Source organism: Streptomyces cellostaticus (genome assembly GCF_023630175.1).
GTDB lineage: Bacteria > Actinomycetota > Actinomycetes > Streptomycetales > Streptomycetaceae > Streptomyces > Streptomyces cellostaticus_A.
In genome coordinates this window covers 1-24,334 of sequence record NZ_JALLIN010000064.1, presented here as the reverse complement: position 1 = coordinate 24,334, position 24,334 = coordinate 1, and the positions used below count along the sequence as shown (strand labels likewise).

The following is a 24,334-nucleotide window of genomic DNA, read 5'->3' as shown; positions in this document are numbered from 1 at the left end:
GCAGCCGCCTGCCGTGCAGTGTCAGCCGGGCACCACGGTGGGACACGAAGACCTCCGTGCGGTGCAGTCCTGGACAGCTCCACCACACCGGAGGTCTTCGCCATGATCAAGCCCGACCGGTGTCGACAACGCTCGTGATCAATACGCCTGGGCCGGCTGGACGAGGGCGGGCACCGGGAGCGCCGGGCGGCGGCGGATGACCAGGGCCATCAGGGCCGCCACCGCGCACAGGGTGCCGGCGGCGTACCAGACCATGTCGTAGGAGCCGAAGACGTCACGGGCGGCACCGCCGAGGTAGGCGACCAGGGCCGCGCCGACCTGGTGCGAGGCGAGCACCCAGCCGAAGACGATGGCGCTGTCCTCCCCGTACTGCTCCCGGCACAGGGCCAGGGTCGGTGGGACCGTGGCCACCCAGTCGAGGCCGTAGAAGACGATGAAGAAGACCATCGAGGGATGCACCGACGGGCCGAGCAGCATCGGCAGGAACAGCAGTGAGACACCGCGCAGGGCGTAGTAGACGGCGAGCAGGCGGCGCGGTTCGAAGCGGTCGGTGAACCAGCCGGAGGCGATCGTGCCGACGACGTCGAACACGCCGATGACCGCCAGCAGCGAGGCCGCCGCCGTGACCGGCATGCCGTGGTCGTGCGCCGCGGGCACGAAGTGCGTCTGGATCAGTCCGTTGGTGGAGGCGCCGCAGATCGCGAAGGTGCCGGCCAGCAGCCAGAACGGGCCCGTGCGGGCGGCGGAGGCGAGCACGCCGAGCGTGCGGCGGGCCGCACCGGTGACCGGGGGCGGCTTCGGTACGAACTCCTCGGCGCCGTAGGGCGCCAGGCCCACGTCGGCCGGGTGGTCGCGCAGCAGGATCCACACGAACGGGACCACGGCCAGGGCGGCGAGGGCCACCGTGACGGCCGCCGGGTGCCAGCCGTGGTTCTCCACCGTCCAGGACAGCACCGGCAGGAAGATGAGCTGGCCGGAGGCGGAGGCCGCGGTGAGGATGCCGCTGACCAGGCCGCGGCGCTCGGTGAACCAGCGGTTGGTGACGGTGGCGGCGAACGCCAGCGCCATCGATCCGCTGCCGAGGCCGACCAGCAGGCCCCAGCACAGCATGAGCTGCCAGGGCGCCGTCATCCAGACGGTCAGGCCGGCGCCCAGGGCGATCACGGTGAGCGCGACGGCCACGACCCGGCGGATGCCGAAGCGGTCCATGAGGGCGGCGGCGAAGGGCGCGGTGAGCCCGTAGAGCGCCAGGTTGACGGAGACGGCGGCGCCGATGGTGCCGCGTGACCAGCCGAACTCCTGGTGCAGCGGGTCGATGAGGAGACCGGGCAGGGAACGGAAGGCGGCCGCGCCGATGATCGTGACGAAGGTGACGGCGGCGACGTACCAGGCGCGGTGCACCCGGCGGCGCCGGGCGGGCGGGGCCTGGAGGGGAGCGGCGGCTTCGGTTGTCTGAGTCACGTCATAGAGCGTCCTCGCCCCGGTGCCGCACAACGAGTGGCCCGAAGGACAGCATTCGCTAGGATCGGGCCATGACCATAGGCCAGGAGTTCCGCCCGCACCGCGTCGTCGTCCTGGCCCTGGACGGCCTGCTCCCCTTCGAGCTGGGCATTCCGCACCGGATCTTCGGCCGTCCCAGGGACGCCGCGGGCCGGCTCCTGTACGAGGTGGTGACGTGCTCGGTCCGGCCACCCGGCCCGGTCGACACGGACGCCGACTTCGCCGTGCACGTCGCGCACGGCCCGGAGGCGCTGGAGACGGCCGACACGGTGATCGTCCCGGCGTCGTACGAACTCGGCCCGCTCTACGACGAGGGCCGGCTGACCGGCGAGCTGGCCGCCGCGCTCGCCCGCATCCGCCCCGGCACCCGCCTCGCCTCCATCTGCACCGGCGTGTACGTCCTCGCCGCCGCCGGACTCCTCGACGGCCGGCCGGCGACCACGCACTGGGCCGACGCCGAGCGGTTCCAGCGGATGTTCCCGAAGATCGACGTCGACGCCGACGTGCTGTTCATCGACGACGGCGACGTGCTGACCTCGGCCGGGGTGGCCGCCGGGATCGACCTGTGCCTGCACATGGTGCGTCGCGACCACGGCACGGCCGTCGCCAACGAGGTGGCCCGCCGCACGGTCGTACCGCCGCACCGCGACGGCGGCCAGGCCCAGTACATCGAGCGCCCCGTGCCCGATCCGCAGCTCGCCACGACCACCGCGGCCCGCGCCTGGGCGCTCGGCCGGCTGCACGAGCCGATCCAGCTCCGCGACATGGCCGCCCGGGAGTCCATGTCGGTGCGGTCCTTCACCCGCCGGTTCCGCGAGGAGGTCGGTGTCAGCCCCGGCCAGTGGCTCACCCGGCAGCGCGTGGAACGCGCCCGGCACCTGCTGGAGTCCAGCGAGCTGTCGGTCGACCGGGTGGCGCGGGACGCCGGTTTCGGCACGGCCCAGTCGATGCGCCAGCACCTGCAGCAGGCGCTCGGGGTGACGCCGACCGCCTACCGGCGGACCTTCCGCACCGGGCCGGCGCGATGACTCGTCCACAGCCTGTGGAGAGAGTGGGCCGCGCGGGCGGCTTCCACGCCGTGCCCTGAAAAGGCGCCGGGACCCGGAGCCCCCGGACGGCGGCGCGCCGCCGCCTCCGGCCCCGCGCCGACGTCCGGTGCGATCCGCGCTCGGCGAGGACCCCGGCCGCCCGCGGGCCTCGCCGCCCCCTCACGGCGAATCGTCGCCCACCAGGGTGTTGATCCGGCGCCGCGCCGTCAACACGGGCAGGGCGAAACGCGGTTCACGCCTGGTTCACGGCGCCCGCGCGCGGAGGCGTCCGGGGCGCACGGGGCACCGGACGCCTACACCGCCTCGAAGGCGAAGTCCTCGTACGCGGCCGGACCGCCCCCGTACGCCGGGGTCGCGCCCTCCCGGGACTGTGAGCAGCGGTCCAGCTCGCACCAGATGCTCTTGCCGGAGCCCTCGGGGTGCCAGCCCCAGCGGTCGGCCAGGCAGTCGACGAGCGCCAGGCCCCGGCCGCCGGTGGCGTCACCGCCGGCGCAGCGCGGGACGGGTGCGCGGGAGCTGGTGTCGGCCACCTCGAGCCGGACGGTGGCCGAGGCGACCGGGGCCGCCGCGCCGGTGGCGTCCGCGGGGCCGGACCCCGGGCCCGCCGCCGCCACCGCCGGCCCGGCGCCGGCGCCCGGCGCCTTCCCCGGCAGGGAGAGCCGCAGCACGGCCGGCCGGCCGGTGTGCACCACGGCGTTCGTCACCAACTCGGAGACCAGCAGGACCAGTGTCTCGGCCAACGGCTCGTCGGCTCCTATACCGAGCCCGGAGAGCCGCGAACGGGCCCACCTTCTGGCCCGCCCCACCTCCGTGGGGTCGGGCCGGATCTCCAGTTGCACTTGAAGCACCTGCACCGCTCACACCATCCGAACCGGCGGACACATGGCCTCGCGCCACACGCGCGCCGCGACACACATCGCGACGCGCTTCACGACGAGGGCCACGATCGTAGCCATTTTCTGCATGGCCAGGACAACGGCCAGAGCCAGGGTCACGGAACGTGATTCCCTTACGAGACAGCATGGTTGACGTACAGTCACCCCAACAAGCGCTTCGGGCATATTCCAGCGCGAAGGAGTACGCGTACGGCATACTGTGCGACGCGCTCGCCGGGCAGTCGAACAGGCGGGAGAACGGACCGAAATCCGGCCCCGCACCGCCCCGCGAGCAGCGGCGCACAACGCCCGGTCCGGGTAGGACCCGGGCGCGCCAACAGATCGGCACGTACTCGCGGCCACTCGCATCCCACACAAGGTACCCGAGGGGACGCGTGACTCCGGGATGTGACGAGTCACGTCAAGGACACCAGCACATATCAACGCTCTGTGATGTCAGCACGCCACGATCCGCAACATCGTGGGCCAAGGACCCGCCCGAACCGGACGCGGACCCGGGCGTGTTGCGCGGCACCCGCTACTCGGCAACGGTGAAGTACCGTGCGAAGGCCGGGACGATCTCCGACTCGCCGATCCCACCGTCGCCGTCGGCGTCGAGGGCGGTCGCGGTCGCCAGGGCGACGTCCTCCGGGACACGCAGCACGCGCAGCACGCGGACGGTGTCGGGGACGGTGGCGCGGCCGTCCGCGTCCGGGTCCGCGACGGCCAGGGCCGCGTGCAGGAAGGGCCGGGCGATCTCGGCGAAGCGCTCGGGGTTGTCGCGCAGGCGCTTGACCGCGCCGGTGACGAACTCCTCACGGGTGATGCGCTGGTCGCCGTCCCGGTCGGCGATGCCGGCCATGCCCTGCCAGAACGCCTCCGCCCCGGCGTAGAGCGCCTGTCCCCGGTCGGAACGGGCGGGTACGGCGAACTCGGCGAGCAGGGCCTTGGCCGCCGCGCTGAAGTCCTCGCGGTCGATGTAGCCGTTGCCGTCCTGGTCGAAGCCGGCGAACCGGGCGGCGATCCTGCGCTCGTACTCGGTGCTGACCATGTCTGTCGGGGCCGCCTTCGTGTCGACGTGGAGGATGATCCGGCTGGGAGCGTACGTCGCGGGCGGCGGACAGGTGGCGGGAAAACGGCGGTTGTGCCAAGACCGGGGGAATTTCGCGACAACCCCGTGGCGGCGGCCGCGTGATGTGCTCGGGCCGGCGGGATCGGGGCCGCCGGGGGGCTCAGGCGGACAGCGGGTCGGCCTCGTCGGTGACGGCGGACTCGACGTCGGGACGGACGTCGAAGAGGCGGCGGACGCCGAGCGCGCCGAGGACCCGGTTGACGTGCGAGCCGTCCTCCGCGCCCCGGTCCGGGAGGATCAGCCGCAGCCGGCCCTGGCAGGAGCGGATCAGCCGTCGGGCGGCGATGAGCACGCCGACGCCGCTGGAGTCGCAGAAGAAGACCTCCGAGAGGTCCAGGACCAGGCTGTGGTGACCCTCGGCGACCACGTCGTGCACCCGCTGGCGCAGCACCGGTGAGGTCATCAGGTCCAGCTCCCCGCCGACCCGGAGCACGGCCCACCCGTCCCGTTCGACGCCGGTCACCTTGAATGTCACGGCCACGCCCCTCCGCTCGCCGGTTCGCGGAACCGCCCGGAAACGGAAGCAGTTCCTACGTTTCTTTCCGCGCGGCTGCCCAGCGGCCGTTCCCTGAAACTTCGACTCGCAAACCGTGCACGATCAATAAGGGTCTTGTTTTAGTCAGTACCGATCCCACTCGATCATACTTAGAAGCCGATTGCGTGAAGGATATGTGAAGAGGGTGCTATCACCTGCGGTGTCTCGGGGGGCGCACATTGACACAAAGGGGCGTGCGTTGTCGGTGGTGCCGACTACATTCGAGAAGACGGTGCAGACACGCTGGACCTGTCGGGCGAGGGCGAGGGGAGGGGCGACATGACGCAGAAGGACGCACCGCCCCGCTGGGACCGCAGGATGCAGCAGCGGCTGGCGCGCGGTGAGGCCGCCGCCCTCGGCGAGCTGTACGACCGCTTCGCTTCCCTCGTGCACAGCCTCGCCCACCGGGTCCTCGGCGACGAGCGCGCCGCCGACGGGGTCACCCGGGAGGTCTTCGCCCACGTCTGGGAGCACCCCGACTCCTACGACCCCAAGCAGGGCCCGATGCGCTCCTGGGTGGCGCAGGTGACCCACCGGCTGGCCGTGCAGCGGCTGCGGGCCACCGAGTCCGCCGCGCTGTCCCCGGGCGGGAGCGGTTCGGCGGAGGAGCTCCGGAGCGTGGAGGGCAAGGTGCGCCGCGCCTCGGTCGCCGCCCGCGCCGACTACATCGTCCACTCCATGCCCGCCCCGCTGCGCGCCGCGCTCGAACTGGCCTATTTCCAGCGGCGCGACTACCGGCAGGCCGCCGCCGACCTCGGCGTCACCGAGGACGAGGCCCGCCGCCGGCTCCGTCTCGGTCTCCAGTTGCTGTCGACCGCGCACGACGCCGGCACCCCGCGGGGACACGGAGGTGCGGTGTGAACGGCCCCGAGGGCTTCGCGGCGCACGACGGGCGCGACGGCGCCCGCGAGCCCCGCATCCCGCCGCCCCGCGCCTCCGTCGAGGACAGCGGGCTGCCCCTGCCCGATTTCACCGATCCAGGAAAACCCGATCCCGTGCCGCTCGAGTTGTCGCACGACGTCCTGAAGTCACTCCTCGGCGCCTGGGCCCTGGCGGCCTGCTCGGCGGCGGAGACGGCTGCCGTCGAGGAGCACCTCGGCGACTGCGGGGCCTGCGCGGACGAGGCGCGCCGGCTGCGCGAGGCGGTCGGTCTGCTGCAGCGACCGGAGAGCCTCGACCTGGACCCGGCGCTGCGCACCCGCGTCCTGGAGAGCTGCCTGAAGCGCCGCCCGCCGCGCATCCCGGTGCCCGAGTGGGCGGCACCCTACGACGCGGAGACCGCGCGACTGGACGCGCTGCTGCAGGACTTCGGGGACGCCGAGTGGCACGCGCCGGTGCGGCTGCGCTGGTTCGAGGCCGACGAGGCGACGAGCCGCCGTACCACCGTGGCCGGGGTGATCGCCCATCTGCTGTCGGTGGACGGCCTGGTCGCGGTGGCGCTCGGTCTGGACGATCCGCTCACGGAGGCGGCCGGCGGCGAACCGGCCGCGGTGGGACCGGCCGCGCGCACCGACGCGTTCTGGCGCACCTCGCACTTCCCGCCGACGCGGTCCGTGCGGGCGCCCTGGCGGGAGCAGAGTCACCGGCTGCTGCGGACGGTGTCCTTCACGGGCGGCGGCACCGGCGGGCTCATGGTGCCGTACGGCGACTTCGGTCTGCCGCTGCACGACGCGATGCTGGACCGGTCCTTCGAGTGCTGGGTGCACGCGGAGGACATCGCGGAGGCGGTGGACTACCCCTACGAGGCGCCCGCGCCGCGGCATCTGCACCGGATGATCGACCTGGCGGCCCGGATGCTGCCGGTGGCACTGGCCGAGCGGCGGCGGGCGGGGCTGTCCGGGGCGGGCCGGCCGCCGCGCCTGGTCCAGGCCGGGGAGCCCGGGCGCAGCCTGCGGCTGGAGATCGAGGGCGCGGCCGGCGGGGAGTGGCTGATCCCGCTGGACTCGCCGGGCGCACGGGGCTCCGCCGATCTGGAGGTGGCCCATGTCGCCCTGGACGGCGTGGAGTTCTGCCGCCTGGCCGCGGGCCACGTGCCTCCCGAGGAGGCCGCGGCGGGGCAGGTGGGCGACCGCGAGGCGATCCGGGACGTCCTGTTCGCCGCGGCGGGACTGAGCCGGATGTGAGCGTGCGGCCCGCCGGCGTCAGCTCCCGGCCGGAGGCCGGCGGAGCCGTCCCGGGACAGCGCGCCCAGGGCGGCGACGGGCCCCAGGGTCCTTCGTCCGGATCGCGCCGGGCTCGAGGGGTCCGGCCCGATCCGAACCAGGACCTCAGGTGAAGACGACGGTCCGGCGGCCGTTGAGCAGGATCCGGTGCTCCGCGTGCCACTTCACCGCTCGTGCCAGCGCCTGGCACTCCACGTCACGGCCGACGGCGACCAGGCCCTCCGGGGTGACGTCGTGGCCCACCCGCTCGACCTCCTGCTCGATGATCGGGCCCTCGTCGAGGTCGGCGGTGACGTAGTGGGCAGTGGCGCCGATCACCTTGACGCCGCGCGCGTGCGCCTGGTGGTAAGGCTTCGCGCCCTTGAAGCTCGGCAGGAACGAGTGGTGGATGTTGATGATCCGGCCGCTGAGCTGCTTGCACAGGTCGTCGGAGAGGACCTGCATGTAGCGGGCGAGGACGACCAGTTCGACGTGCTCCTCGCGCACGATCTCCAGCAGCCGCGCCTCGCCCTCGGCCTTGGTCTCCTTCGTCACGGGGATGTGGTGGAAAGGGATGTTGTAGGAGCCCACCAGCTCCTCGAAGTCGGTGTGGTTGGAGACCACGGCCGCGATCTCCACCGGCAGCGCCCCGATCCGCGCCCGGAACAGCAGGTCGTTCAGGCAGTGCCCGAACCTGCTGACCATCAGCACGATGCGCATCTTCTCGTCGGCCCGGTTGATCTGCCAGTCCATGTGGAAGGAGTCGCCGATCGCGGTGAAACTCGCCCGCAGCTTCTCCACGGTCACCGGCGCCTCGGCCGAGAAGTGGACGCGCATGAAGAACAGGCCCGTGTCGTGGTCGCCGAACTGCTGGCTGTCCTCGATGTTGCAGCCGGTCATGAACAGGTAGCTCGACACGGCGTGCACGATGCCCTGCTTGTCCGGGCAGGAGAGGGTGAGGACGTACTGGTCGGCCGGGTCGGCGGCGCGGGCGGGCTGCTCGTTCATGCACCACAGGTTCCCACACCGGCCGTCCGCGGCGGGCGGTCGTCCCGCAGGGCGGGACGGGGCGAGGACGCCCCGCGGCACCGCGGGCGGCCTCGGACTCCCTGCCGGCTACGCGGTCCGCGTCATGATGCGCAGGACCTCAAGGCTGCGCGGGGCCGTGTCCGGGTCGTCGCCGTCACTGGCCGCGAGACGCAGGTGCGCGTCCCGTGCCGCCCGCACCGCCTCCGGCCACGCGTGGTGGTCGAGGTACGCGGAGACCTGTGCGTCCGGGCCGACCTGGTGCATGATCCGCAGCACCCGCAGCACGGCCGTGTCGACCAGCGCCGCCTCCTGGGAGTCGCGGAAGATCGTGCCGACGTACTTCTCCGCCGACCAGTTGTCCAGCCAGGTGTCCTCGACCAGCCGGTACACGGCGTCGGTGACGTCGCCGTATCCGTCCACTCCGGCCAGCCAGACGTCCCGCTGGAACACCGGGTCGGAGAGCATGTGCAGCGCGGAGCGCACATTGCTGCGCCAGCGCCACCACGGCATGTCGTTCAGTGGCATGCCGCCCATGGTGGAGGAGCGACGGCCGCGACGGGAAGAGTTCTCCGAACCTTGCACGGTCATCGATCGTACGTTCCTCGCCACACCCGCCACACCGACCCCCCGAATTCACCTTGGTGTCACCTTTCATTGACCGAGGGTCACTCTCGGGTTAGTGGTGTGAGGGAATCGTGCGTGTCCATGACCGGCAGGCGACGCTTCCGCAGCACCTTGTCCCTCTCCCTCACCCGGCCCGTCAGAGCGGCCCTGCTCTCCGCGGGCGCACTGGCCGCGGTCGCGTCGCTCACCGCCGGCTGCGGGGTCGTCCCCGGTGCCACGGGGGGTTCCGGGGACGACCCGATCAAGGTGATGACGTGGGCGCCGCAGAACACGGACGCCACCAACAAGCCGGGCATGCCCGCGATGGCCCGCGCCTACGGCAAGTGGATCAACAGCCGTGGCGGCGTCAACGGCCGCAGGCTCGAGATCCTGACCTGCAACGACCACAACGACAGCGTGGGCGCGGCGAGGTGCGCCCGGCGCGCGGCCGCCGAGGACGTGGTCGCCGTCGTCGGCTCCTACAGCCAGTACGTCGACTCCTACCTCGCCCCGCTGGAGAGCGCGGGCATCCCCTACATCGGCGGCTACGGCATCAGCAACGACGAGTTCACCGGCCACATGTCCTACCCGGTCAACGGGGGCCAGCCCGCCCTGCTGGCCGGTCTCGGCCGGGCGCTGGCCGCGGCCTGCGGCCCGGTCGCCCTGGTGCGCCCGGACAGCATCGCGGGCGACCAGTTGCCCAGCCTGCTGGACGCGGGCCTGAAGGAGGGCGGGCACGCGGCGACCGGCGACCAGCTCGCCGCCGAGAACGCCACCGAGTACGACACCCAGGCCGAGCGGGCGCTGCGGTCCGCGACCGGGGACGTGACGAGGAAGGGCTGTGTGGTGCCCGCGCTCGGGGACCGTACCGGCACCTTCATGGACTCCTTCCGCCGGGCCCGCGACTCCTTCCCGGCGGTGCGCACGGCGACCGTGATGGGCAGCGTCGACCAGAGCGTGATCAACGCGACGGGCGGTGCGTCGAGCCCCTACGAGGGGGCGTTCATCACCGGCTGGTACCCGGTGACGTCCGACCCGCGGTGGGGCCCGATGAAGAAGGTCATCAACGAGGAGGCCTTCGGCGACAACCGCATCGACCCCGCGGACGCCGGGGTGCAGACCACCTGGATCGCCTACACCGTGCTGAGGACGGTGCTGGAGCGGATCGGCGGCGAGGTGAGCGCCGACAGCGTGCGGCACACCCTCGACAAGGGCCTGAAGGTCGACACCGGCGGTCTCACCCCGACCCTGCGCTGGCCCTACGAGGGCAAGCTCGCCGGTCTCGGCCTGCCCCGGCTGGTCAACGCCGACGTGACCCTCCAGGTGGTCCAGGACGGCAAGCTGGTCGAGGCGAGGAGGACCGCGGGCTCGGGATTCGACGGAATCACCGACATGACGAGCACGCTCCAGGAGGCGAACCTCGTCTGACCGGCCCGCGGCCCCGGCCCCCTCAGAGCTGGGTCGGCTGGCGCTGGGTCAGGCCGTACTTCTTCGCGATGGTGTTCCACAGCGCGGCCGCCCTGACCTTCTGGGCGCTCGCGGTGCCGCTCTCCCGGTTGCCGGCCTGGGTCTGGCCGGTGACCCGGGCGTGGCCCTTGTGGCAGCCCTTCTTGCCACCGACCTGGTCGGCCCAGGCCGCGTAGTTGGTGTCGGCGGCGGCCGAGGCCTGCCAGGCCTTGGTGAGGGCGGCGGTCAGCTCGGCGTTGGCCGGCAGCTTGTCGACCGGAAGCTTGCCCAGCCGGGTCACCAGGCCGTTGCGCTGCTTGGCCGCGTCGCGCAGGTCGGTGGCGGCCTGGCCGAGGTTGTTGCACTGCTTGACGTTCGCCACCGCCTGGATCACCGAGGCCCGGCTGCTGCCGCTGTCGGCGAGCAGCTTGTCCAGGGCGATGGCCTGCTGCTCGGCCGGGTCGGTGGACTCGGCCGCCGAGGGAGAGTCCTGGGTGGCCGGGGCGGAGGCGGCGACGGGCTTGTCGTCGCCGCCCTTGTCCCCTCCCCCGCTGCTGAGCAGCGCGCCGGCGCCCACGCCCAGCACCACGATGCCGACGCCGACGGCGGCGATCAGGGGCACCCGCGAGCGGTCCCCGCGCCCGCGGTCGTCGTCCAGGGGCTGCTCGTAGGAGGGCTGGGCCGGGCCGGGGTGGGCGTTCGGATGCTGGACGCGCGGCATCTGCTGCGTGGTCCCGGCCGGTCCGGAACCGCCCGGCCCGCCGCGGAAGAGGTTGTCGAACTCCGCGGGCGGCTGCCGCTCACCGCCGTGCGCCTGGGCGGCGTAGGGCGGGATGTACTGCGTGGCGTCCGCGTCGGAGTGCCCGCCCGGCGCGGGGGGCTGCTGGGCGCGCCCGAGGTACCGGGTCTCCTCACCGGCCGACTCGGGCGGCAGCGAGCCCGGTGTCACCGGCGGTATGTACTGGGTGGCGCCCTCGTCGACGGGAGAGCCCTGGACGGGCGGTATGTACTGGGTCGCGCCCTCGTCCGCGTGCGCCGCGTGGACCGGCGGTATGTACTGGGTCGCACCGTCGGCGGCCGGGGGCGGCGGGGAGCCCTGCGGCGGGTACGCGTCCGGCGCGGCGGGCGGCATGGGGGCCGAGTGGCCGGGCTGTGCCGGGTACTGCCGGTAGGCGTCGGCGCCGTAGTCGGGCTGCGGGGCCGCACCGTAGGGGGACTGCGGGCCGGCCGCGTAGGCGGGACGGCTCCCGTCGTACGGGGCCTGCGTGCCGTCCGGGCCGTGGCCCGGGGCCCGACCGTACGCCTGGGCGTCGTACGACGGGGCCGGTGCGCCCTCGGGGGGCAGCGGGCCGGGGCCGCCGGCGGGCTGCCGCTGGTCCGGGGTGCCCCACTGCTGGGCGGCCGCCGGCGGCCAGCCCTGGTCCTGCTGGTGCTGCGGCTGCTGCCGGTCGGGGCCCCAGGTGCCGCCCCAGGCCTGGCCGCCCGCGGGCGCCGCCGGGGTGGGGGCGGGCGCGCCCCTCATGCCCGGCAGCAGGGGCTCGCCTCCGTCGGAGGGCAGCACGATGCCTTCGTGCGCGGACTGCGCCGAGGGCTCCTCGCCCTGTCCACTCTGCGTCACCGGGACTCCTACGAATGGGGGACCTTCGGAATCGTCGGCTCACGCTACCGGGTCCCCGGAGCCGGGTGCCACGCAGCTCGGGACGTGATCTCCTTCCCTGTGACAGCGGTAACAAGACCGCCCCGCGGCACGCTGTCCACGGCAACGGGCGTACCTGATGCCGCCGTTCGCCGTGCGTTCACCCGGCCGCGGGGGCGGGTTCCTCCGCCCGGCCCCCGCCCGGCCCCCGCCCGGTCCGGTGGATCCGGTCCGGTCCGAGGGGAGGGCCGGTGCGTCAGGCGGCCGGCTGGAGATCGAGGCGGGCTCCGAACTCCCTGACCACCGCCTCGTCCTGGAAGGGCGCCAGGCGCTGCTGCAGGTCCTCCAGGTACTCGGCGCCCCGGTTGGAGCGGAGCGTCTCCAGCAGTTCCACCGCCTTCAGGCCGGTGCCGCAGGCCTGCTCGATCTCGCGCTGCTGCACCTGGGCCGTGGCGAGCAGCACATAGCCGATGGCGCGGCGCCGGGCCCGGGTCTCGGGATGGCCGGCCAGCGACTGCTCGGCGTACCGGGCCGCCGCCTCGGCCTGGCCGAGGTCACGGTGGCAGTGCGCCAGCTCGTCGGCCAGGTAGGCCTCGTCGAAGTGCGTGATCCACGCCGGGTCGTCCCCGGAGGCCGCGTCCGCCCGCTCCATGGAACCGACCGCCCGGCCCTCCGCGGCCTGTGCGGCGCGCAGGTCGCCGAGCAGGGCGTGCCCGCGCGCCTCGGCCGCGTGGAACATCGCCTCCGCCCGCGGGGTCACCCGCCCGCGCGCCCCCTCCTGTGCCGCGCGGGCGAGCTGCGCGATCTCGCGCGGGTTGCCGAGCTGCGCGGCCAGGTGGCTCATGGAGGCGGCGAGGACGTACCCGCCGTAGCCGCGGTCGCCGGCGGCCTGGGCCAGCCGCAGGGACTGGATGTAGTAGCGCTGGGCCAGGCCGGGCTGCCCGGTGTCGACCGCCATGTAGCCGGCCAGCTCGGTGAGCCGGGCCACGGTCGCGAAGAGCTCCCGCCCGACCGCCTCCCGGTACGACCCGGCGAGCAGTCCGGAGACGACGCTGTTGAGGTAGTGCACGACCACGGGGCGCACGTGCCCGCTGCCGTACTGGTGGTCGAGGTCCGTCAGCGCCCGGGTCATGGACCGCACGGCCGCCACGTCGGACAGGCCCACGCGCGGGCCCGCCTGCCGGGACACCTGGGCGTCCGGCACCGAGATCAGCCAGTCGCGGCTGGGCTCGACCAGCGCGGAGGCGGCGACGGAGGAGCCGGACAGGAAGTCCCGCCGGCCCACGTCGCTGCGCCACAGCTCGCAGACCTGCTCGATGGCCCCCAGTACCGTCGGCGAGAACTGGAGACCGACCCCCGAGGCGAGGTTCTTGCCGTTGGCCATGCCGATCTCGTCGATCGTGACCGTACGGCCGAGCTTGCGCCCGAGCGCCTCGGCGATGATCGCCGGGGCCCGGCCCCGCGGCTGCTGGCCGCGCAGCCAGCGGGCCACCGACGTCTTGTCGTACCGCAGGTCGAGCCCGTGCTCGGCGCCGCACATGTTGACCCGCCGGGCCAGCCCGGCGTTGGAACACCCCGCTTCCTGGATGAGTGCCTGCAGCCGTTCGTTCGGCTGCCTCGCCACGAGAGGCCTTGCGGCCATGCGCTACCCCCTGCGAACCCCTGGAGCGTGAAGATCCGGCCGGAGGGTTCCGGCCGGGAGGATCACTGCCCAGCTGACATACCGTCAATGCGTGACATGTGCGGTTTGCCGGGGTAAAGGCAGATGCCACCCCCCTCCCTGGTTACCCGGCTCCCGCCCCGGTTCCTCCCGCGCGCCCCCGACCGTGCACCCGTGCGCCCCGAGCGCGAGAAGGGTGCTCCTCCCCGGCGCGCGCTCCGGCCGTAACCCGAGGTGAGCGCGGGAGTTGAGTGGAGCGTGGAAGAGACGATCGCCGGCGCCCAAGCCGCCCAGATTCCGCAGCAGCGCGGGCAGTCGCTGCTGGAGACAGCCGTGCGCTACACCGAGGAGCGGCACTGGGACGTGTTCCCGGGCACCTGGCTGGAACCCGTCGACGGGGCCCAGCGCTGCTCGTGCGGCGACGCTTCCTGCCCCGCGCCGGGTGCGCACCCCGCGCGCCCCGACTGGGCGGCCGGGGCGACCGGCAGCGCGACCGTCGCGCGTCGGCTGTGGCAGCAGCGGCCGACGGCGTCGATCCTGCTGCCCACGGGGCTCACCTTCGACGCGGTGTCCGTCCCGGAGAGCGCGGGCTTCCTGGCGCTGGCCCGGATGGAGCGGATGGAGCTGACGCTCGGTCCGGTGACGCTGACCCCGGACCGGCGGATGCAGTTCTTCGTGCTGCCGGGGGCGACCGCCAAGGTTCCCGGCCTGGTGCGGAAACTGGGCTGGTCGCCGGCCTCGCTGGACCTGGTGGCACTGGGCGAGGGGAACTACGTCGCCGCTCCGCCGACCCGGTTCGGCTCCCGGGGCGCCGTGCAGTGGGCCTGCCGGCCGACCCCCGCGAACCGGTGGCTTCCGGACGCCGAGGAGCTGATCCCGCCGCTGTCCTACGCGTGCGGCCGGGACCGCTGACGCCCGCACCGCGGGCCCGGTCCCGCATACCCGGGGGACCGGGGGGCGCCGTAGCCTTCCTGCATGACCGAAGCTGCGGTGTGTGTACGGGGGCTCTGGAAGCAATTCGGGCAGCAGGTTGCCGTCGGGGGCATCGATCTCGACCTGCCCGCGGGGAAGTTCATCGGGCTGGTCGGGCCGAACGGCGCCGGGAAGACCACCACGCTGTCCATGGTGACCGGGCTGCTGCGACCCGATCAGGGGACCGTCGAGGTCGTCGGGCACGACGTGTGGCGCGACCCGGTGGCGGTGAAGGCGCGGATCGGGGTACTCCCCGAGGGGCTGCGGCTGTTCGAGCGGCTGTCGGGGCGCGAGCTGCTCGGGTACTCGGGGCGGCTGCGGGGACTGCCCGGCGCCGAGGCCGACGCACGGGCCGCGCAACTGCTGGACGTGCTCGATCTCGCCGGGGCGCAGCACAAGCTCGTCGTCGACTACTCCACCGGCATGCGCAAGAAGATCGGTCTCGCGGCGGCCCTCCTCCACAATCCCGAGGTCCTCTTCCTCGACGAGCCGTTCGAGGGCGTCGACCCGGTGTCCGCGCAGACGATCCGGGGCGTGCTGGAGCGGTACACGGCCTCCGGCGCCACCGTCGTGTTCTCCTCCCACGTCATGGAGCTGGTGGAGTCCCTGTGCGACTGGGTGGCCGTCATGGCGGCGGGCCGCATCCGCGCCACCGGAACGCTGGCCGAGGTGCGCGGGGAACACCCCACGCTACAGGCGGCCTTCCTGGAGCTGGTGGGGGCGCGCGGCCGGGACTCCGCGTCCCGTCTGGACTGGCTGGGCGGTGGGGCGGCCCGATGACGAGCACCACCTCCGTCGTCGTACGGCTGAAGCTGTCACTGCTGCGCAACGGGCTGCGGCAGTCGGCGGGCAGGCGGGCCGCGTTCGCCGCCTCGGCCGTCGTCGCGCTGCTGTTCGCCCTGCTGCAACTGCTGGGTCTGCTCGCGCTGCGCGGGCACGCGCACGCCGAGGCCGTCGCCGTGCCCGGCACCGCCGTGCTGGCCCTGGGCTGGGCCGTGATGCCGCTGTTCTTCCCCGGCGGTGACGAGACCCTGGACCCCACCCGGCTGGTGATGCTGCCGCTGCGGCCGGGCCCCCTGGTGCGAGCCCTGCTGGCCGCGTCACTGGTCGGGATCGGGCCGCTGTTCACACTGCTCGTCCTGGCCGGATGCACGCTGTCGGTGGCGCACGGGACCGCCGGGTACGTCGCCGCGGTGACCGCCGCCGCCCTCGCGCTGCTGACCTGCGTGGCGCTCGCCCGGGCCGTCGCCGCCGCCAACGTACGGCTGCTGACCAGCAGGAAGGGCCGTGATCTGGCCGTACTCAGCGGGCTGGTGATCGCCGTCGGGGCCCAGCTCGTCAACTTCGGCGCACAGCGGCTGGGTTCGGCAGGACTCGGGCCGCTGCGGCCGGTCGCGGACGTATTGTCCTGGGTGCCGCCGTCCTCCGCGGTGGGCGCGGTGCGCTCGGCGAGCGAGGGGGACTACGGCCTCGCGGGGGTCCAACTGCTGATCTCCGCGGCCGCGTTGGCACTGCTGGTCACCGTCTGGGCGCGGAACCTCAACCGGCTGATGACCGCGCCGGACGGGTCCACCCTGCAGGATTCGGACACCGGCGCCGGGGACCGCGCCTCCGCGAGCGGGCTCGGCCGGCTGCTCCCCGGCGGGCGCACGGGCCCGGTCATGGAGCGCACCCTGCGCTACATCTGGCGCGACCCGAAGACCAAGTCGGCCTGGGTGACCTCGCTGGCCATCGGGCTCATCGTGCCGGTCCTCAACGCCGTCCAGGGCACCGGTTCGATCTACTTCGCCTGCTTCGCCGCGGGGATGCTCGGCATCCAGATGTACAACCAGTTCGGCCAGGACACCTCCGCCTTCTGGATGGTGGCCATGACGATCTCCTCACCCCGCGACGCCTACGCCGAACTGCGCGGGCGGGCGCTGGCCCTGCTGGTGATCACCCTGCCGTACGCCGCGCTCGTCACCGTGCTGACCACGGCGCTGCTCGGAGCCTGGGACCGGCTCCCCGAGGTGCTGGGCCTGTCCCTGGCCCTGCTCGGGGCCATGCTGGCGACCGGCGCCTGGACCTCGGCCCGCTTCCCGTACTCCATCCCGCAGGAGGGGCACAAGAACGTGGCGCCCGGACAGGTGGGACTCGCCTGGATCTCGATCTTCGGCGGCATGGTCGCCGCCGCCCTCCTCTGCTCCCCCGTCATCGCGGTGGCGATCTGGCTGAACGTCACCGCGGGCGGGGACGCGTGGAGCTGGGTGCTGCTGCCGCTGGGGGCGGCGTACGGGGCCGGGACCGCCCTCGGCGGCCTGCGGCTGGCCGCGCCGCGCACGGCGGCCCGGCTGCCGGAGATCCTCGCGGCGGTGAGCAAGGGGTGACGCGGGGGTCAGCCCGCCACGAGGCGCTCCAGGAAGGGTTCGACGGCCGCCCGCCAGGCCACCGGCTGGTCGTAGTGGACGAGGTGGCCGGCATCGGTGACCTCCGCGTACTCGCCGTGCGGCAGCACCCGCACCATCTCCTGCGCCTCGGCCCGCCCCAGCTCCCCGTCCAGGCCGCGCACCACGAGGGTGGGGCAGCACACCTGGGCCAGTTCCTCCCAGTGGGCGTCGTACACCCAGCTCTCCCGGGTGCGGAGCATCTGGTCCGGTTCGAACACGGGGCGCCAGCCGTCGGCGGACTCGTGCATCACCTCGGCGTAGAACTCGCCGCGCGAGGGATTGGGCCGCTCCACCCAGGGATCGTCCTCGCCGAACCACTTGCGGACGTCGGCGAGGGTGGCGAAGGGGACGGGCCAGGAGCGGAACCACTCGGCCCACTCCCGCTGCGAGGCCGCGCCGAGCGCGGAGGCCCGCATGTCGCAGACGACCAGGCCGCGCACCAGGTCCGGGCGCCGGGCGGCGAGCTGCCAGGCGGTCAGGGCGCCCATGGCGTGGCCGATCAGGACGGCGGGACCGAGACCGAGCTGTTCCAGGGCCGCCTCGGCGTCGTCGACGTAGGCCTCCCGGCCGTACGCGGCCTGCGGGTGCTTGTCGCTGCGGCCGTGGCCGCGCTGGTCGAGGGCGACCGCGCGGTGCCGCTCGGCGAGCCAGCGGGCGGTGGCCGCCCAGTGCGAGGCGCGGCCCATCAAGCCGTGCAGTAACAGCACGCCCGGGGCGCCGGTCTCCGCCCCCGGTTTCGGGGGGTCGGCATACTCCCAGGCGGCCAGGCGTGCCCCGCCCGTTCCCATCACGTCGATACGCCGTGCCATCGGCCTGGTACCCCCCAGCTCCGCCTGCCTCGTACCGGTGTACTGCCGTTCTCTTCGTCCGTCGTTCCTGCCGCCGCAGACTATCGAATGCCTTTTCGAAAATACTGCCTCTGCCGGTAACACCCCTCATTCGAGTGACACCTCCCGAGGAATGATCGCCGCCGCCGAGGGGATCTTTCTGGCGGGAGGCGGACCACTCGGGGAAAAGCGGTCCGAGGGGAATGACCCTGAGAGCTCGGGGCTCCGGGTCAGCGACAGGGGAGGACGGGCCCCGGTGCCGAGAGGCGCCGGGGCCCTCACATGTCAGCGCTTGGCGACGAACACGTGCGAGGCGACGTCCGCCTCCAGCTCGGCCGCCTCACCACCACTGCCGACGAGCACACCGCCCGCCGACTCCGTCACGCTCACCACCGAACCGGGCTGCACCCCCGCACGGCGCAGGGTGTACATGAGCTGCGCGTCCGTCTGGATCGGCTCCCCGATACGCCGGACCACGACCGTCTTGCCGTCCGCCCCCGCGTCCAGGTCGGCCAGCGACACCATGCCCTCGTCCAGGAACGGGTCGGCCCCGTCCTTCTCGCCCAGCTCCTCCAGACCGGGGATCGGATTGCCGTACGGCGACTCGGTGGGGTGCCGCAGCAGCTCGAGCACCCGGCGCTCCACCGCCTCGCTCATCACGTGCTCCCAGCGACAGGCCTCCGCGTGCACCTGCTCCCACTCCAGGCCGATCACGTCGACCAGGAGGCACTCCGCGAGCCGGTGCTTGCGCATCACCCGCGTGGCCAGCCGACGCCCCTCGTCCGTGAGCTCCAGGTGCCGGTCGCTGGCCACGGACACCAGACCGTCCCGCTCCATGCGGGCCACGGTCTGGCTCACCGTCGGCCCGCTCTGGTCCAGCCGCTCCGCGATGCGGGCGCGCATGGGGACGACGCCTTCCTCTTCGAGCTCGAGGATGGTGCGGAGATACATCTCCGTGGTGTCGATCAGTCCGGACATACGTGCCCCTCGATTACCTCTGCCGGAACCTGCCCGGCGCGTGCGCTGGCCCTGACCTCAATTCTGCCGGATACCACCGACAACCGTGCCGCACCAGCCGAACGAACGGCCCCCGCCCGGACCGGCACGGGCCCGCGCGGCACCGGCACCCCCGCGACCTCCGCCGTATTGACACCGCACTGGTCCAGACCGCACGGTGATCCGCGACACAGACGCTGCGAAGGGGCACCGCATGAGCGACGGCACACCCGCCGACCTGTTCTTCGACGCCGCCGTCGGCCTGCTGCGACGGGTCCAGGAGGAGGAGTCCGAGGCGATCACCGCCGCGGCCACCCTGCTCGCCGACACCGCGGCCTCCGGCGGCCGCCTGTTCGCGTTCGGCGCCGGCCACTCCTCGCTGGCCGCCCAGGACGTCGTCTACCGGGCCGGCGGACTCGCGCTCATGAACCTGCTCACCGTCCCCGGAGTCGTCGGCGTCGACGTCACCCCGGCCACGCTCGGCTCCGCCCTGGAACGCGTCGACGGACTCGCGGGCGCCGTCCTGGACACGTCCCCCCTCCGCGCCGGCGACGCCCTCGTGGTCATCTCCCTCTCCGGCCGCAACGCCCTGCCCGTGGAGATGGCCGCGGGCGCCCGCGCCCGCGGCGTGAAGGTCATCGGCGTCACCTCGGTCGCCTACGCCGCGCAGACCACCTCCCGGCACTCCTCCGGCACCTTCCTGAAGGACCACTGCGACATCGTCCTTGACTCCAAGATCACGGTGGGCGACGCGGAACTCACCCTCGACACCATCCCGGCACCCTTCGCCCCGGCCTCGACCGTGGTCACCACCGCCCTGATGCAGGCCGTCGTCGCCACCGCCGCGGCCACCCTCGCCGACCGCGGCGTCGAGCCCCCGCTGCTGCGCTCCGGCAACGTCGACGGCGGCCACGACTGGAACGCCCGCGTCATGACCGAGTACGGAGACCGGATCTTCTACCGGCACTGATCGTCTGCCGGCACTGACACCGGGACCGCCGGCACCGGCCCCACCCCGACCGGCACGGGGCCACCGGCCCCACCCGACCGGCGCGGGGCCACCGGCCTACCGCCCCGCCCCGGGCCCCCGCACCGCGTCGGCGAGATCCAGCGCCGCCCCCATCCGCGCCGCCACGTCCTCCGCGTAGGCCGCGTCCGACCGCTCGAAACGGCTCCGGGCGGCCCCGCGCAGGAAGGTGACCACACCCAGCGTCCGGCCCCGGCTGCGCAGCACCGCGCACAGCCCGTGCACCGCGTCCTGCGGCCACTGCCGGGCCAGCGCCCAGTCCCGCGCCCGCTCGGCCGGCACCGGCCCCGCGTCCGCGCGCACGGTGCCGGCCCGTTCGACGCACCGCAGCGCCGGATGACCCTCCTCGTACCGCAGCGGCAGCCCGGCCGCGCCCGTGACCAGGCTCGGGCCGGGCGCCCCGGCGGGCGACGCCGCGAGCCGCACCAGCCGCACCGGAGCCGAGTCGTCGCCCTCCGCGCGCGGAGCGCCGGCCAGACGGTCGAGCAGCGCGTGGTCGGCGAACCCGGCAAGCGCGAAGTCCAGATGGACGGTGGCCGCCTCCGCCGGGTCCTCGCACTCCGCGGCGGCCCGGGCGGCCCGGTGGAGCTGGTTGGTGCGGAACCGCAGCAGGGACGCGTCCTGTTCGCCCTGCTTGGCCTCGGTGACGTCCTGGAAGAGCCAGCCCACGCCGAGCGGCACCGGCTCCTCCGCGAGCGGTGAGGCCAGCCGCACGAACCCGCTGCGCCAGCAGCGCCGCCGCTCGCCCTCGGACCCGCGCACCGTCACCCACATCTCGGCGGGCGCGGGCGGCGCGCCCTCGGCCAGCACATGGGTGAGGGCGCTCTCCAGCTCCTCCACCCCCTGAGCGAGCAGCTCGCCCAGCGGCCGCCCGAGCGCCGAGGTCCGCCCGATGCCCAGGGCCCGCGCGGCGTGCCCGTTGACGACGGCCGGGCGCAGGTCGGCGTCCACCAGGACCACACCCCAGGACGCGTCCTCGAACAGCGCCTCGCTCAGGGCGATCGACCGCTCCAGGTCGATCTGCGCGTGCACCTCGCTGAAGGCGCAGTACACGCCCGCCGGCTTCCCGTCCGGCCCGCGCACCGCGGCGGACTGGGTCCGCACGAGCACCCGCCCGCCGTCCTTGGTGACCAGCGCGAACTCGTGCACCTGCCGGCCGGGCGCGTGCATGGCCGACATCAGGCGTTCCTGGACCTCCCCGGCGTCGGCGCTGCGCACCGCCCAGCCGGCGAAGCCGTGCCGCCCGACCGCCTCGGCCACCGTCCAGCCCAGGATGCGCTCCGCCTCGCGGTTCCAGTGCGTGACCACACCGTCGGCGTCGAAGGCGCACAGCGCCGCGTCCATGCCGTCCAGCAGCGCGGCGAGCAGGTCGGAGCCGCCTGACTCCTCAGGGCAGTCGGAACCGTCCGGCCCCTGCGGGCCGCCCCGTTCGGGCTCGTCGGGCCCCAGCTCGTCGGTGGTCCCACTCCGCCGGGAAGCACTCACCTCGACCCCCTGGACGCTGCGTCCGCGCACGCACGGCGCTCGGTTCGCTCACTGGCCTTCATTCAACTCGAACGTGACGCAGCCCACATCCTGTTCCCGCAAGATTGCCGCAATCATTGCCCGGCCCGGCCCGTGAGCCGCAGGTCGACCCACTCGTCGTCCTGCCCGTCCAGCACATACCGGTCGACCTCCACGAATCCGCGCCGCGCGGCGAACCGCAGCCCGTCCTCGTTCACCGCCAGCACGCACGTCTCGACGGCCCCGGCCCCCAGCCCGCGCGCGTGCGCCAGGCCGTCCTCGTAGATCGCCGCACCGAGACCTCGCCGACGGAACCCGGGCAGCACCCGCGCGATCACGGTCGCCACCGCCTCGTCCCCGGCCGGCGGCCGGACGGTGGAGCACCCGACCAGTTCCTCGCCGAGATAGGCGTTCACCAGCCGGTACCGCCCGGCCCGCGTCCGCGCCCCCGCGAGGGACATGGCGGCGGGCGGCACCACCAGGTTGTGCACGTACCGCCACTGCTCGAGCATGCCGTCGCCCTGGACGGCTTCCAGATGAAGATCAGTCACGACTGCACCTTTACCATCAATGCCGCTCGCGCTCTGCCCGGATCGCGCCTCCCGCCGGCACCCAAGGCCGCTCCAGCGGGTGACGGGTACGGTTTCGGCGCCTTTCCGCGCCCGTTCCGGGGCTCCTGCGCCGTGGTCCGCGAAAAGCAGTTGAACCCTCTCGGTCCGCTTCCTAGGGTGGCTATCACTTCGGAGAGGAGGTGGTTCGGCAGATGTACGGATACCGGACGGAAGAGGTGGCTGCGGGCTAGCGGCCCGTCACCACGCTCAGTGCGGTGCCGGACCGGCGTGTGCGAGATACACGCAGCCGGCCCGAATCCAACGCAGTCACCCGACCCGCGGGCTGCCGGTACGTCCGGCCGGCTCCTCTCTCGAGGACCTCAGCTCGCGGGTCGTCTGCGTTCCCCGGGCCCGCGCGGGGTCAGGGGCTCAGGCGTTCCAGGGTCCAGGAGCCGTCGGGGCGGCAGGTGTAACGCAGGCGGTCGTGGAGGCGGTTCTCGCGGCCCTGCCAGAACTCGACCGTCTCCGGGGCGATGCGGAAGCCTCCCCAGTGCGGCGGGACCGGGATGTCCTCGTCCTGCCGGTGGCGCGCGTCCAGCTCGGCGTAGGCCGCCTCCAGCTCGGCGCGGGAGGCGATCACGGAGGACTGCGCACTGGCCCAGGCGCCCAGCCGGGAGCCGCGCGGGCGGGTGCGGAAATAGGCGGCGGTCTCCTCCCGGCCGGTGCGGCGGGCGACGCCGGTGACGATGACCTGGCGGGCGATCGGGTGCCAGGGGAAGAGCAGCGAGACGTAGGGGTCGGCGGCGAGTTCGCGGGCCTTGCGGGAGTCGTAGTTGGTGTAGAAGACGAACCCGTCGGTGTCGAAGTGCTTCATCAGGACCGTGCGGGAACTGGGGCGGCCCGCCGCGTCCGCGGTGGAGACGACCATGGCGTTGGGCTCGTAGAGCGAGCCGTGCAGGGCGGCCCGCGCGGCGTCCTCGAACCAGCCGGTGAACTGGTCCATCGGGTGCGCCGGGAGGTCCTTCTCGTCGAGACCCGCGGCCCGGTACTGCTTGCGCATGGCGGCAGGGTCCAGCAGCGGGTCGGGGCTGGGTTCGCGGTCGGTCACGCGGTCATCCTGCCGTATCGAACGCGTGGCACTCAGTGTCGCGTGGGCTCCCCAACTGTGGCACTCGGGGTTATGGTGCTGGTTCCGCCGCGGTTTGGGTGACCACCGGCCGATCGGGGCATCACCGGGGTGACCGCCGCCGACCTACACGAGGAGCCGCCTGATGTCCGATTTCGTACCCGGACTCGAAGGGGTCGTCGCGTTCGAGACGGAGATCGCCGAACCCGACAAGGAAGGCGGTGCCCTGCGGTACCGGGGCGTCGACATCGAGGACCTGGTCGGGCACGTCTCCTTCGGGAACGTGTGGGGCCTGCTGGTCGACGGCGCCTTCAATCCCGGCCTGCCGCCGGCCGAGCCGTTCCCGATCCCGGTGCACTCCGGTGACATCCGGGTGGACGTGCAGTCGGCGCTCGCCATGCTGGCCCCCGTGTGGGGTCTGAGACCGCTGCTGGACATCGACGTGGCGCAGGCCCGCGCGGACCTGGCGCGGGCCGCCGTGATGGCGCTGTCGTACGTGGCGCAGTCGGCGCGCGGGCAGGGGCTGCCGATGGTGCCCCAGCGGGAGATCGACAAGGCCGGTTCGGTGGTCGAGCGGTTCATGATCCGCTGGCGGGGCGAGCCGGACCCGAAGCACGTGGCCGCCGTGGACGCCTACTGGACCTCGGCCGCCGAGCACGGCATGAACGCGTCCACCTTCACCGCCCGGGTCATCGCCTCCACGGGTGCGGACGTCGCGGCCGCGCTGTCCGGTGCGGTCGGTGCGATGTCCGGTCCGCTGCACGGCGGTGCGCCCTCCCGGGTGCTCGGGATGATCGAGGAGATCGAGCGCACCGGGGACGCGGAGGCGTACGTCAAGCGGGCCCTGGACCGCGGCGAGCGGCTGATGGGCTTCGGGCACCGGGTGTACCGGGCCGAGGACCCGCGCGCGCGGGTGCTGCGGCGTACCGCGCGGGAGCTCGGGGCGCCGAGGTTCGAGATCGCCGAGGCGCTGGAGAAGGCCGCGCTGGAGGAGCTGCACAACCGGCGGCCGGACCGCGTGCTGGCGACCAACGTGGAGTTCTGGGCGGCGATCATGCTGGACTTCGCGGAGGTTCCGGCGCACATGTTCACGTCGATGTTCACGTGCGCGCGCACGGCCGGGTGGTCGGCGCACATCCTGGAGCAGAAGCGGACGGGCCGGCTGGTGCGGCCGTCGGCGAGGTACGTGGGGCCGGGGCCGCGCAGCCCGCGGGACGTCGAGGGGTACGCGGACATCGCCCGCTGAGGCGGCCGGGCGCGAGGGGCGGGCGGCCGCACGCCGGTGCGGCCGCCCGCCCCT

23 protein-coding genes are annotated in these 24,334 nt (G+C 73.5%); 9 read left to right on the top strand and 14 right to left on the bottom strand.

Annotated features, from left to right (window positions below):
* Positions 1 to 138: 138 nt before the first annotated feature.
* Positions 139 to 1,461 (bottom strand): MFS transporter, encoded by a 1,323-nt coding sequence (locus MXD57_RS29090; protein ID WP_250405161.1) that lies wholly within the window; start codon positions 1,459 to 1,461, stop codon positions 139 to 141.
* Between the two features lie 71 nt (positions 1,462 to 1,532).
* Here MXD57_RS29090 and MXD57_RS29085 point away from each other — a divergent pair, with 71 nt between their 5' ends.
* Complete coding sequence (locus tag MXD57_RS29085; protein WP_250405160.1) at positions 1,533 to 2,528, top strand: GlxA family transcriptional regulator; 996 nt, start codon at positions 1,533 to 1,535, stop codon at positions 2,526 to 2,528.
* Positions 2,529 to 2,842: 314 nt separating this feature from the next.
* On the opposite strand, the gene MXD57_RS29080 is transcribed toward MXD57_RS29085, so the two are convergent.
* The 4 genes from MXD57_RS29080 to MXD57_RS29065 form a co-directional block, all read right to left on the bottom strand.
* Positions 2,843 to 3,388, bottom strand: a complete 546-nt coding sequence (locus MXD57_RS29080; protein WP_250405169.1) for an ATP-binding protein — start codon at positions 3,386 to 3,388, stop codon at positions 2,843 to 2,845.
* An 18-nt stretch (positions 3,389 to 3,406) separates the two neighbouring features.
* Positions 3,407 to 3,544 carry a hypothetical protein gene (locus MXD57_RS29075; protein WP_250405159.1) on the bottom strand — a complete coding sequence of 46 codons (138 nt, stop codon included), beginning with the start codon at positions 3,542 to 3,544 and terminating at the stop codon, positions 3,407 to 3,409.
* 418 nt (positions 3,545 to 3,962) lie between these two features.
* Entirely contained in the window at positions 3,963 to 4,475 is a 513-nt protein-coding gene (locus MXD57_RS29070; RefSeq protein WP_250405158.1) for an EF-hand domain-containing protein, read from the bottom strand.
* Between the two features lie 181 nt (positions 4,476 to 4,656).
* Positions 4,657 to 5,037: an STAS domain-containing protein gene (locus tag MXD57_RS29065; RefSeq protein ID WP_250405157.1), complete on the bottom strand. Its 381-nt coding sequence runs from the start codon at positions 5,035 to 5,037 to the stop codon at positions 4,657 to 4,659.
* Between the two features lie 333 nt (positions 5,038 to 5,370).
* Here MXD57_RS29065 and MXD57_RS29060 point away from each other — a divergent pair, with 333 nt between their 5' ends.
* Entirely contained in the window at positions 5,371 to 5,952 is a 582-nt protein-coding gene (locus MXD57_RS29060) for an RNA polymerase sigma factor (protein ID WP_250405156.1), read from the top strand.
* Entirely contained in the window at positions 5,949 to 7,214 is a 1,266-nt protein-coding gene (locus tag MXD57_RS29055; RefSeq protein WP_250405155.1) for a zf-HC2 domain-containing protein, read from the top strand. The genes MXD57_RS29060 and MXD57_RS29055 overlap by 4 nt, the downstream gene beginning before the upstream one ends.
* Positions 7,215 to 7,358: 144 nt before the next feature.
* Here MXD57_RS29055 and purU read toward each other — a convergent pair whose 3' ends face one another.
* Both purU and MXD57_RS29045 read right to left on the bottom strand, forming a co-directional pair.
* The gene (gene purU / locus MXD57_RS29050; protein ID WP_250405154.1) at positions 7,359 to 8,240 is read right to left on the bottom strand and encodes a formyltetrahydrofolate deformylase; all 882 of its coding nucleotides are present in this window, start codon (positions 8,238 to 8,240) and stop codon (positions 7,359 to 7,361) included.
* Between the two features lie 108 nt (positions 8,241 to 8,348).
* Positions 8,349 to 8,849 carry an SCO4402 family protein gene (locus MXD57_RS29045; protein ID WP_250405153.1) on the bottom strand — a complete coding sequence of 167 codons (501 nt, stop codon included), beginning with the start codon at positions 8,847 to 8,849 and terminating at the stop codon, positions 8,349 to 8,351.
* 117 nt (positions 8,850 to 8,966) lie between these two features.
* Here MXD57_RS29045 and MXD57_RS29040 point away from each other — a divergent pair, with 117 nt between their 5' ends.
* Complete coding sequence (locus tag MXD57_RS29040) at positions 8,967 to 10,292, top strand: ABC transporter substrate-binding protein (protein WP_250405152.1); 1,326 nt, start codon at positions 8,967 to 8,969, stop codon at positions 10,290 to 10,292.
* 22 nt (positions 10,293 to 10,314) lie between these two features.
* Here MXD57_RS29040 and MXD57_RS29035 read toward each other — a convergent pair whose 3' ends face one another.
* Entirely contained in the window at positions 10,315 to 11,928 is a 1,614-nt protein-coding gene (locus MXD57_RS29035; RefSeq protein ID WP_250405151.1) for a hypothetical protein, read from the bottom strand.
* A gap of 274 nt (positions 11,929 to 12,202) precedes the next feature.
* Positions 12,203 to 13,588, bottom strand: a complete 1,386-nt coding sequence (locus MXD57_RS29030; RefSeq protein WP_250405150.1) for a transcriptional regulator — start codon at positions 13,586 to 13,588, stop codon at positions 12,203 to 12,205.
* Between the two features lie 276 nt (positions 13,589 to 13,864).
* Between MXD57_RS29030 and MXD57_RS29025 the strand changes: the two genes are divergently transcribed.
* The 3 genes from MXD57_RS29025 (at position 13,865) to MXD57_RS29015 (ending at position 16,944) form a co-directional block, all read left to right on the top strand.
* On the top strand, positions 13,865 to 14,518 hold the full coding sequence (locus MXD57_RS29025) for a bifunctional DNA primase/polymerase (RefSeq protein ID WP_250405149.1): 654 nt from the start codon (positions 13,865 to 13,867) through the stop codon (positions 14,516 to 14,518).
* 63 nt (positions 14,519 to 14,581) lie between these two features.
* Positions 14,582 to 15,358, top strand: a complete 777-nt coding sequence (locus tag MXD57_RS29020) for an ABC transporter ATP-binding protein (protein WP_250405148.1) — start codon at positions 14,582 to 14,584, stop codon at positions 15,356 to 15,358.
* A complete protein-coding gene (locus MXD57_RS29015) occupies positions 15,355 to 16,944 on the top strand; it encodes a transporter (RefSeq protein WP_250405147.1) in 1,590 nt (529 codons plus the stop codon). Before MXD57_RS29020 ends, MXD57_RS29015 begins: the two co-directional genes overlap by 4 nt.
* 8 nt (positions 16,945 to 16,952) lie before the next feature.
* Here MXD57_RS29015 and MXD57_RS29010 read toward each other — a convergent pair whose 3' ends face one another.
* Together MXD57_RS29010 and MXD57_RS29005 are read right to left on the bottom strand one after the other, a co-directional pair.
* The gene (locus MXD57_RS29010) at positions 16,953 to 17,813 is read right to left on the bottom strand and encodes an alpha/beta fold hydrolase (protein WP_250405146.1); all 861 of its coding nucleotides are present in this window, start codon (positions 17,811 to 17,813) and stop codon (positions 16,953 to 16,955) included.
* 303 nt (positions 17,814 to 18,116) lie between these two features.
* The gene (locus tag MXD57_RS29005) at positions 18,117 to 18,809 is read right to left on the bottom strand and encodes a metal-dependent transcriptional regulator (RefSeq protein ID WP_069780244.1); all 693 of its coding nucleotides are present in this window, start codon (positions 18,807 to 18,809) and stop codon (positions 18,117 to 18,119) included.
* Positions 18,810 to 19,041: 232 nt separating this feature from the next.
* On the opposite strand from MXD57_RS29005, the gene MXD57_RS29000 reads away from it, so the two are divergent.
* A complete protein-coding gene (locus MXD57_RS29000) occupies positions 19,042 to 19,797 on the top strand; it encodes an SIS domain-containing protein (RefSeq protein WP_250405145.1) in 756 nt (251 codons plus the stop codon).
* A 96-nt stretch (positions 19,798 to 19,893) separates the two neighbouring features.
* On the opposite strand, the gene MXD57_RS28995 is transcribed toward MXD57_RS29000, so the two are convergent.
* From MXD57_RS28995 to pdxH, 3 genes are all read right to left on the bottom strand, one after another.
* Complete coding sequence (locus tag MXD57_RS28995; protein WP_250405144.1) at positions 19,894 to 21,339, bottom strand: PAS domain-containing protein; 1,446 nt, start codon at positions 21,337 to 21,339, stop codon at positions 19,894 to 19,896.
* A 113-nt stretch (positions 21,340 to 21,452) separates the two neighbouring features.
* Positions 21,453 to 21,908 (bottom strand): GNAT family N-acetyltransferase, encoded by a 456-nt coding sequence (locus MXD57_RS28990; RefSeq protein ID WP_250405143.1) that lies wholly within the window; start codon positions 21,906 to 21,908, stop codon positions 21,453 to 21,455.
* A gap of 421 nt (positions 21,909 to 22,329) precedes the next feature.
* On the bottom strand, positions 22,330 to 23,016 hold the full coding sequence (gene pdxH, locus MXD57_RS28985) for a pyridoxamine 5'-phosphate oxidase (RefSeq protein WP_250405142.1): 687 nt from the start codon (positions 23,014 to 23,016) through the stop codon (positions 22,330 to 22,332).
* A gap of 163 nt (positions 23,017 to 23,179) precedes the next feature.
* Between pdxH and MXD57_RS28980 the strand changes: the two genes are divergently transcribed.
* Positions 23,180 to 24,280 (top strand): citrate synthase 2, encoded by a 1,101-nt coding sequence (locus MXD57_RS28980; protein ID WP_250405141.1) that lies wholly within the window; start codon positions 23,180 to 23,182, stop codon positions 24,278 to 24,280.
* Positions 24,281 to 24,334 lie beyond the last annotated feature (54 nt).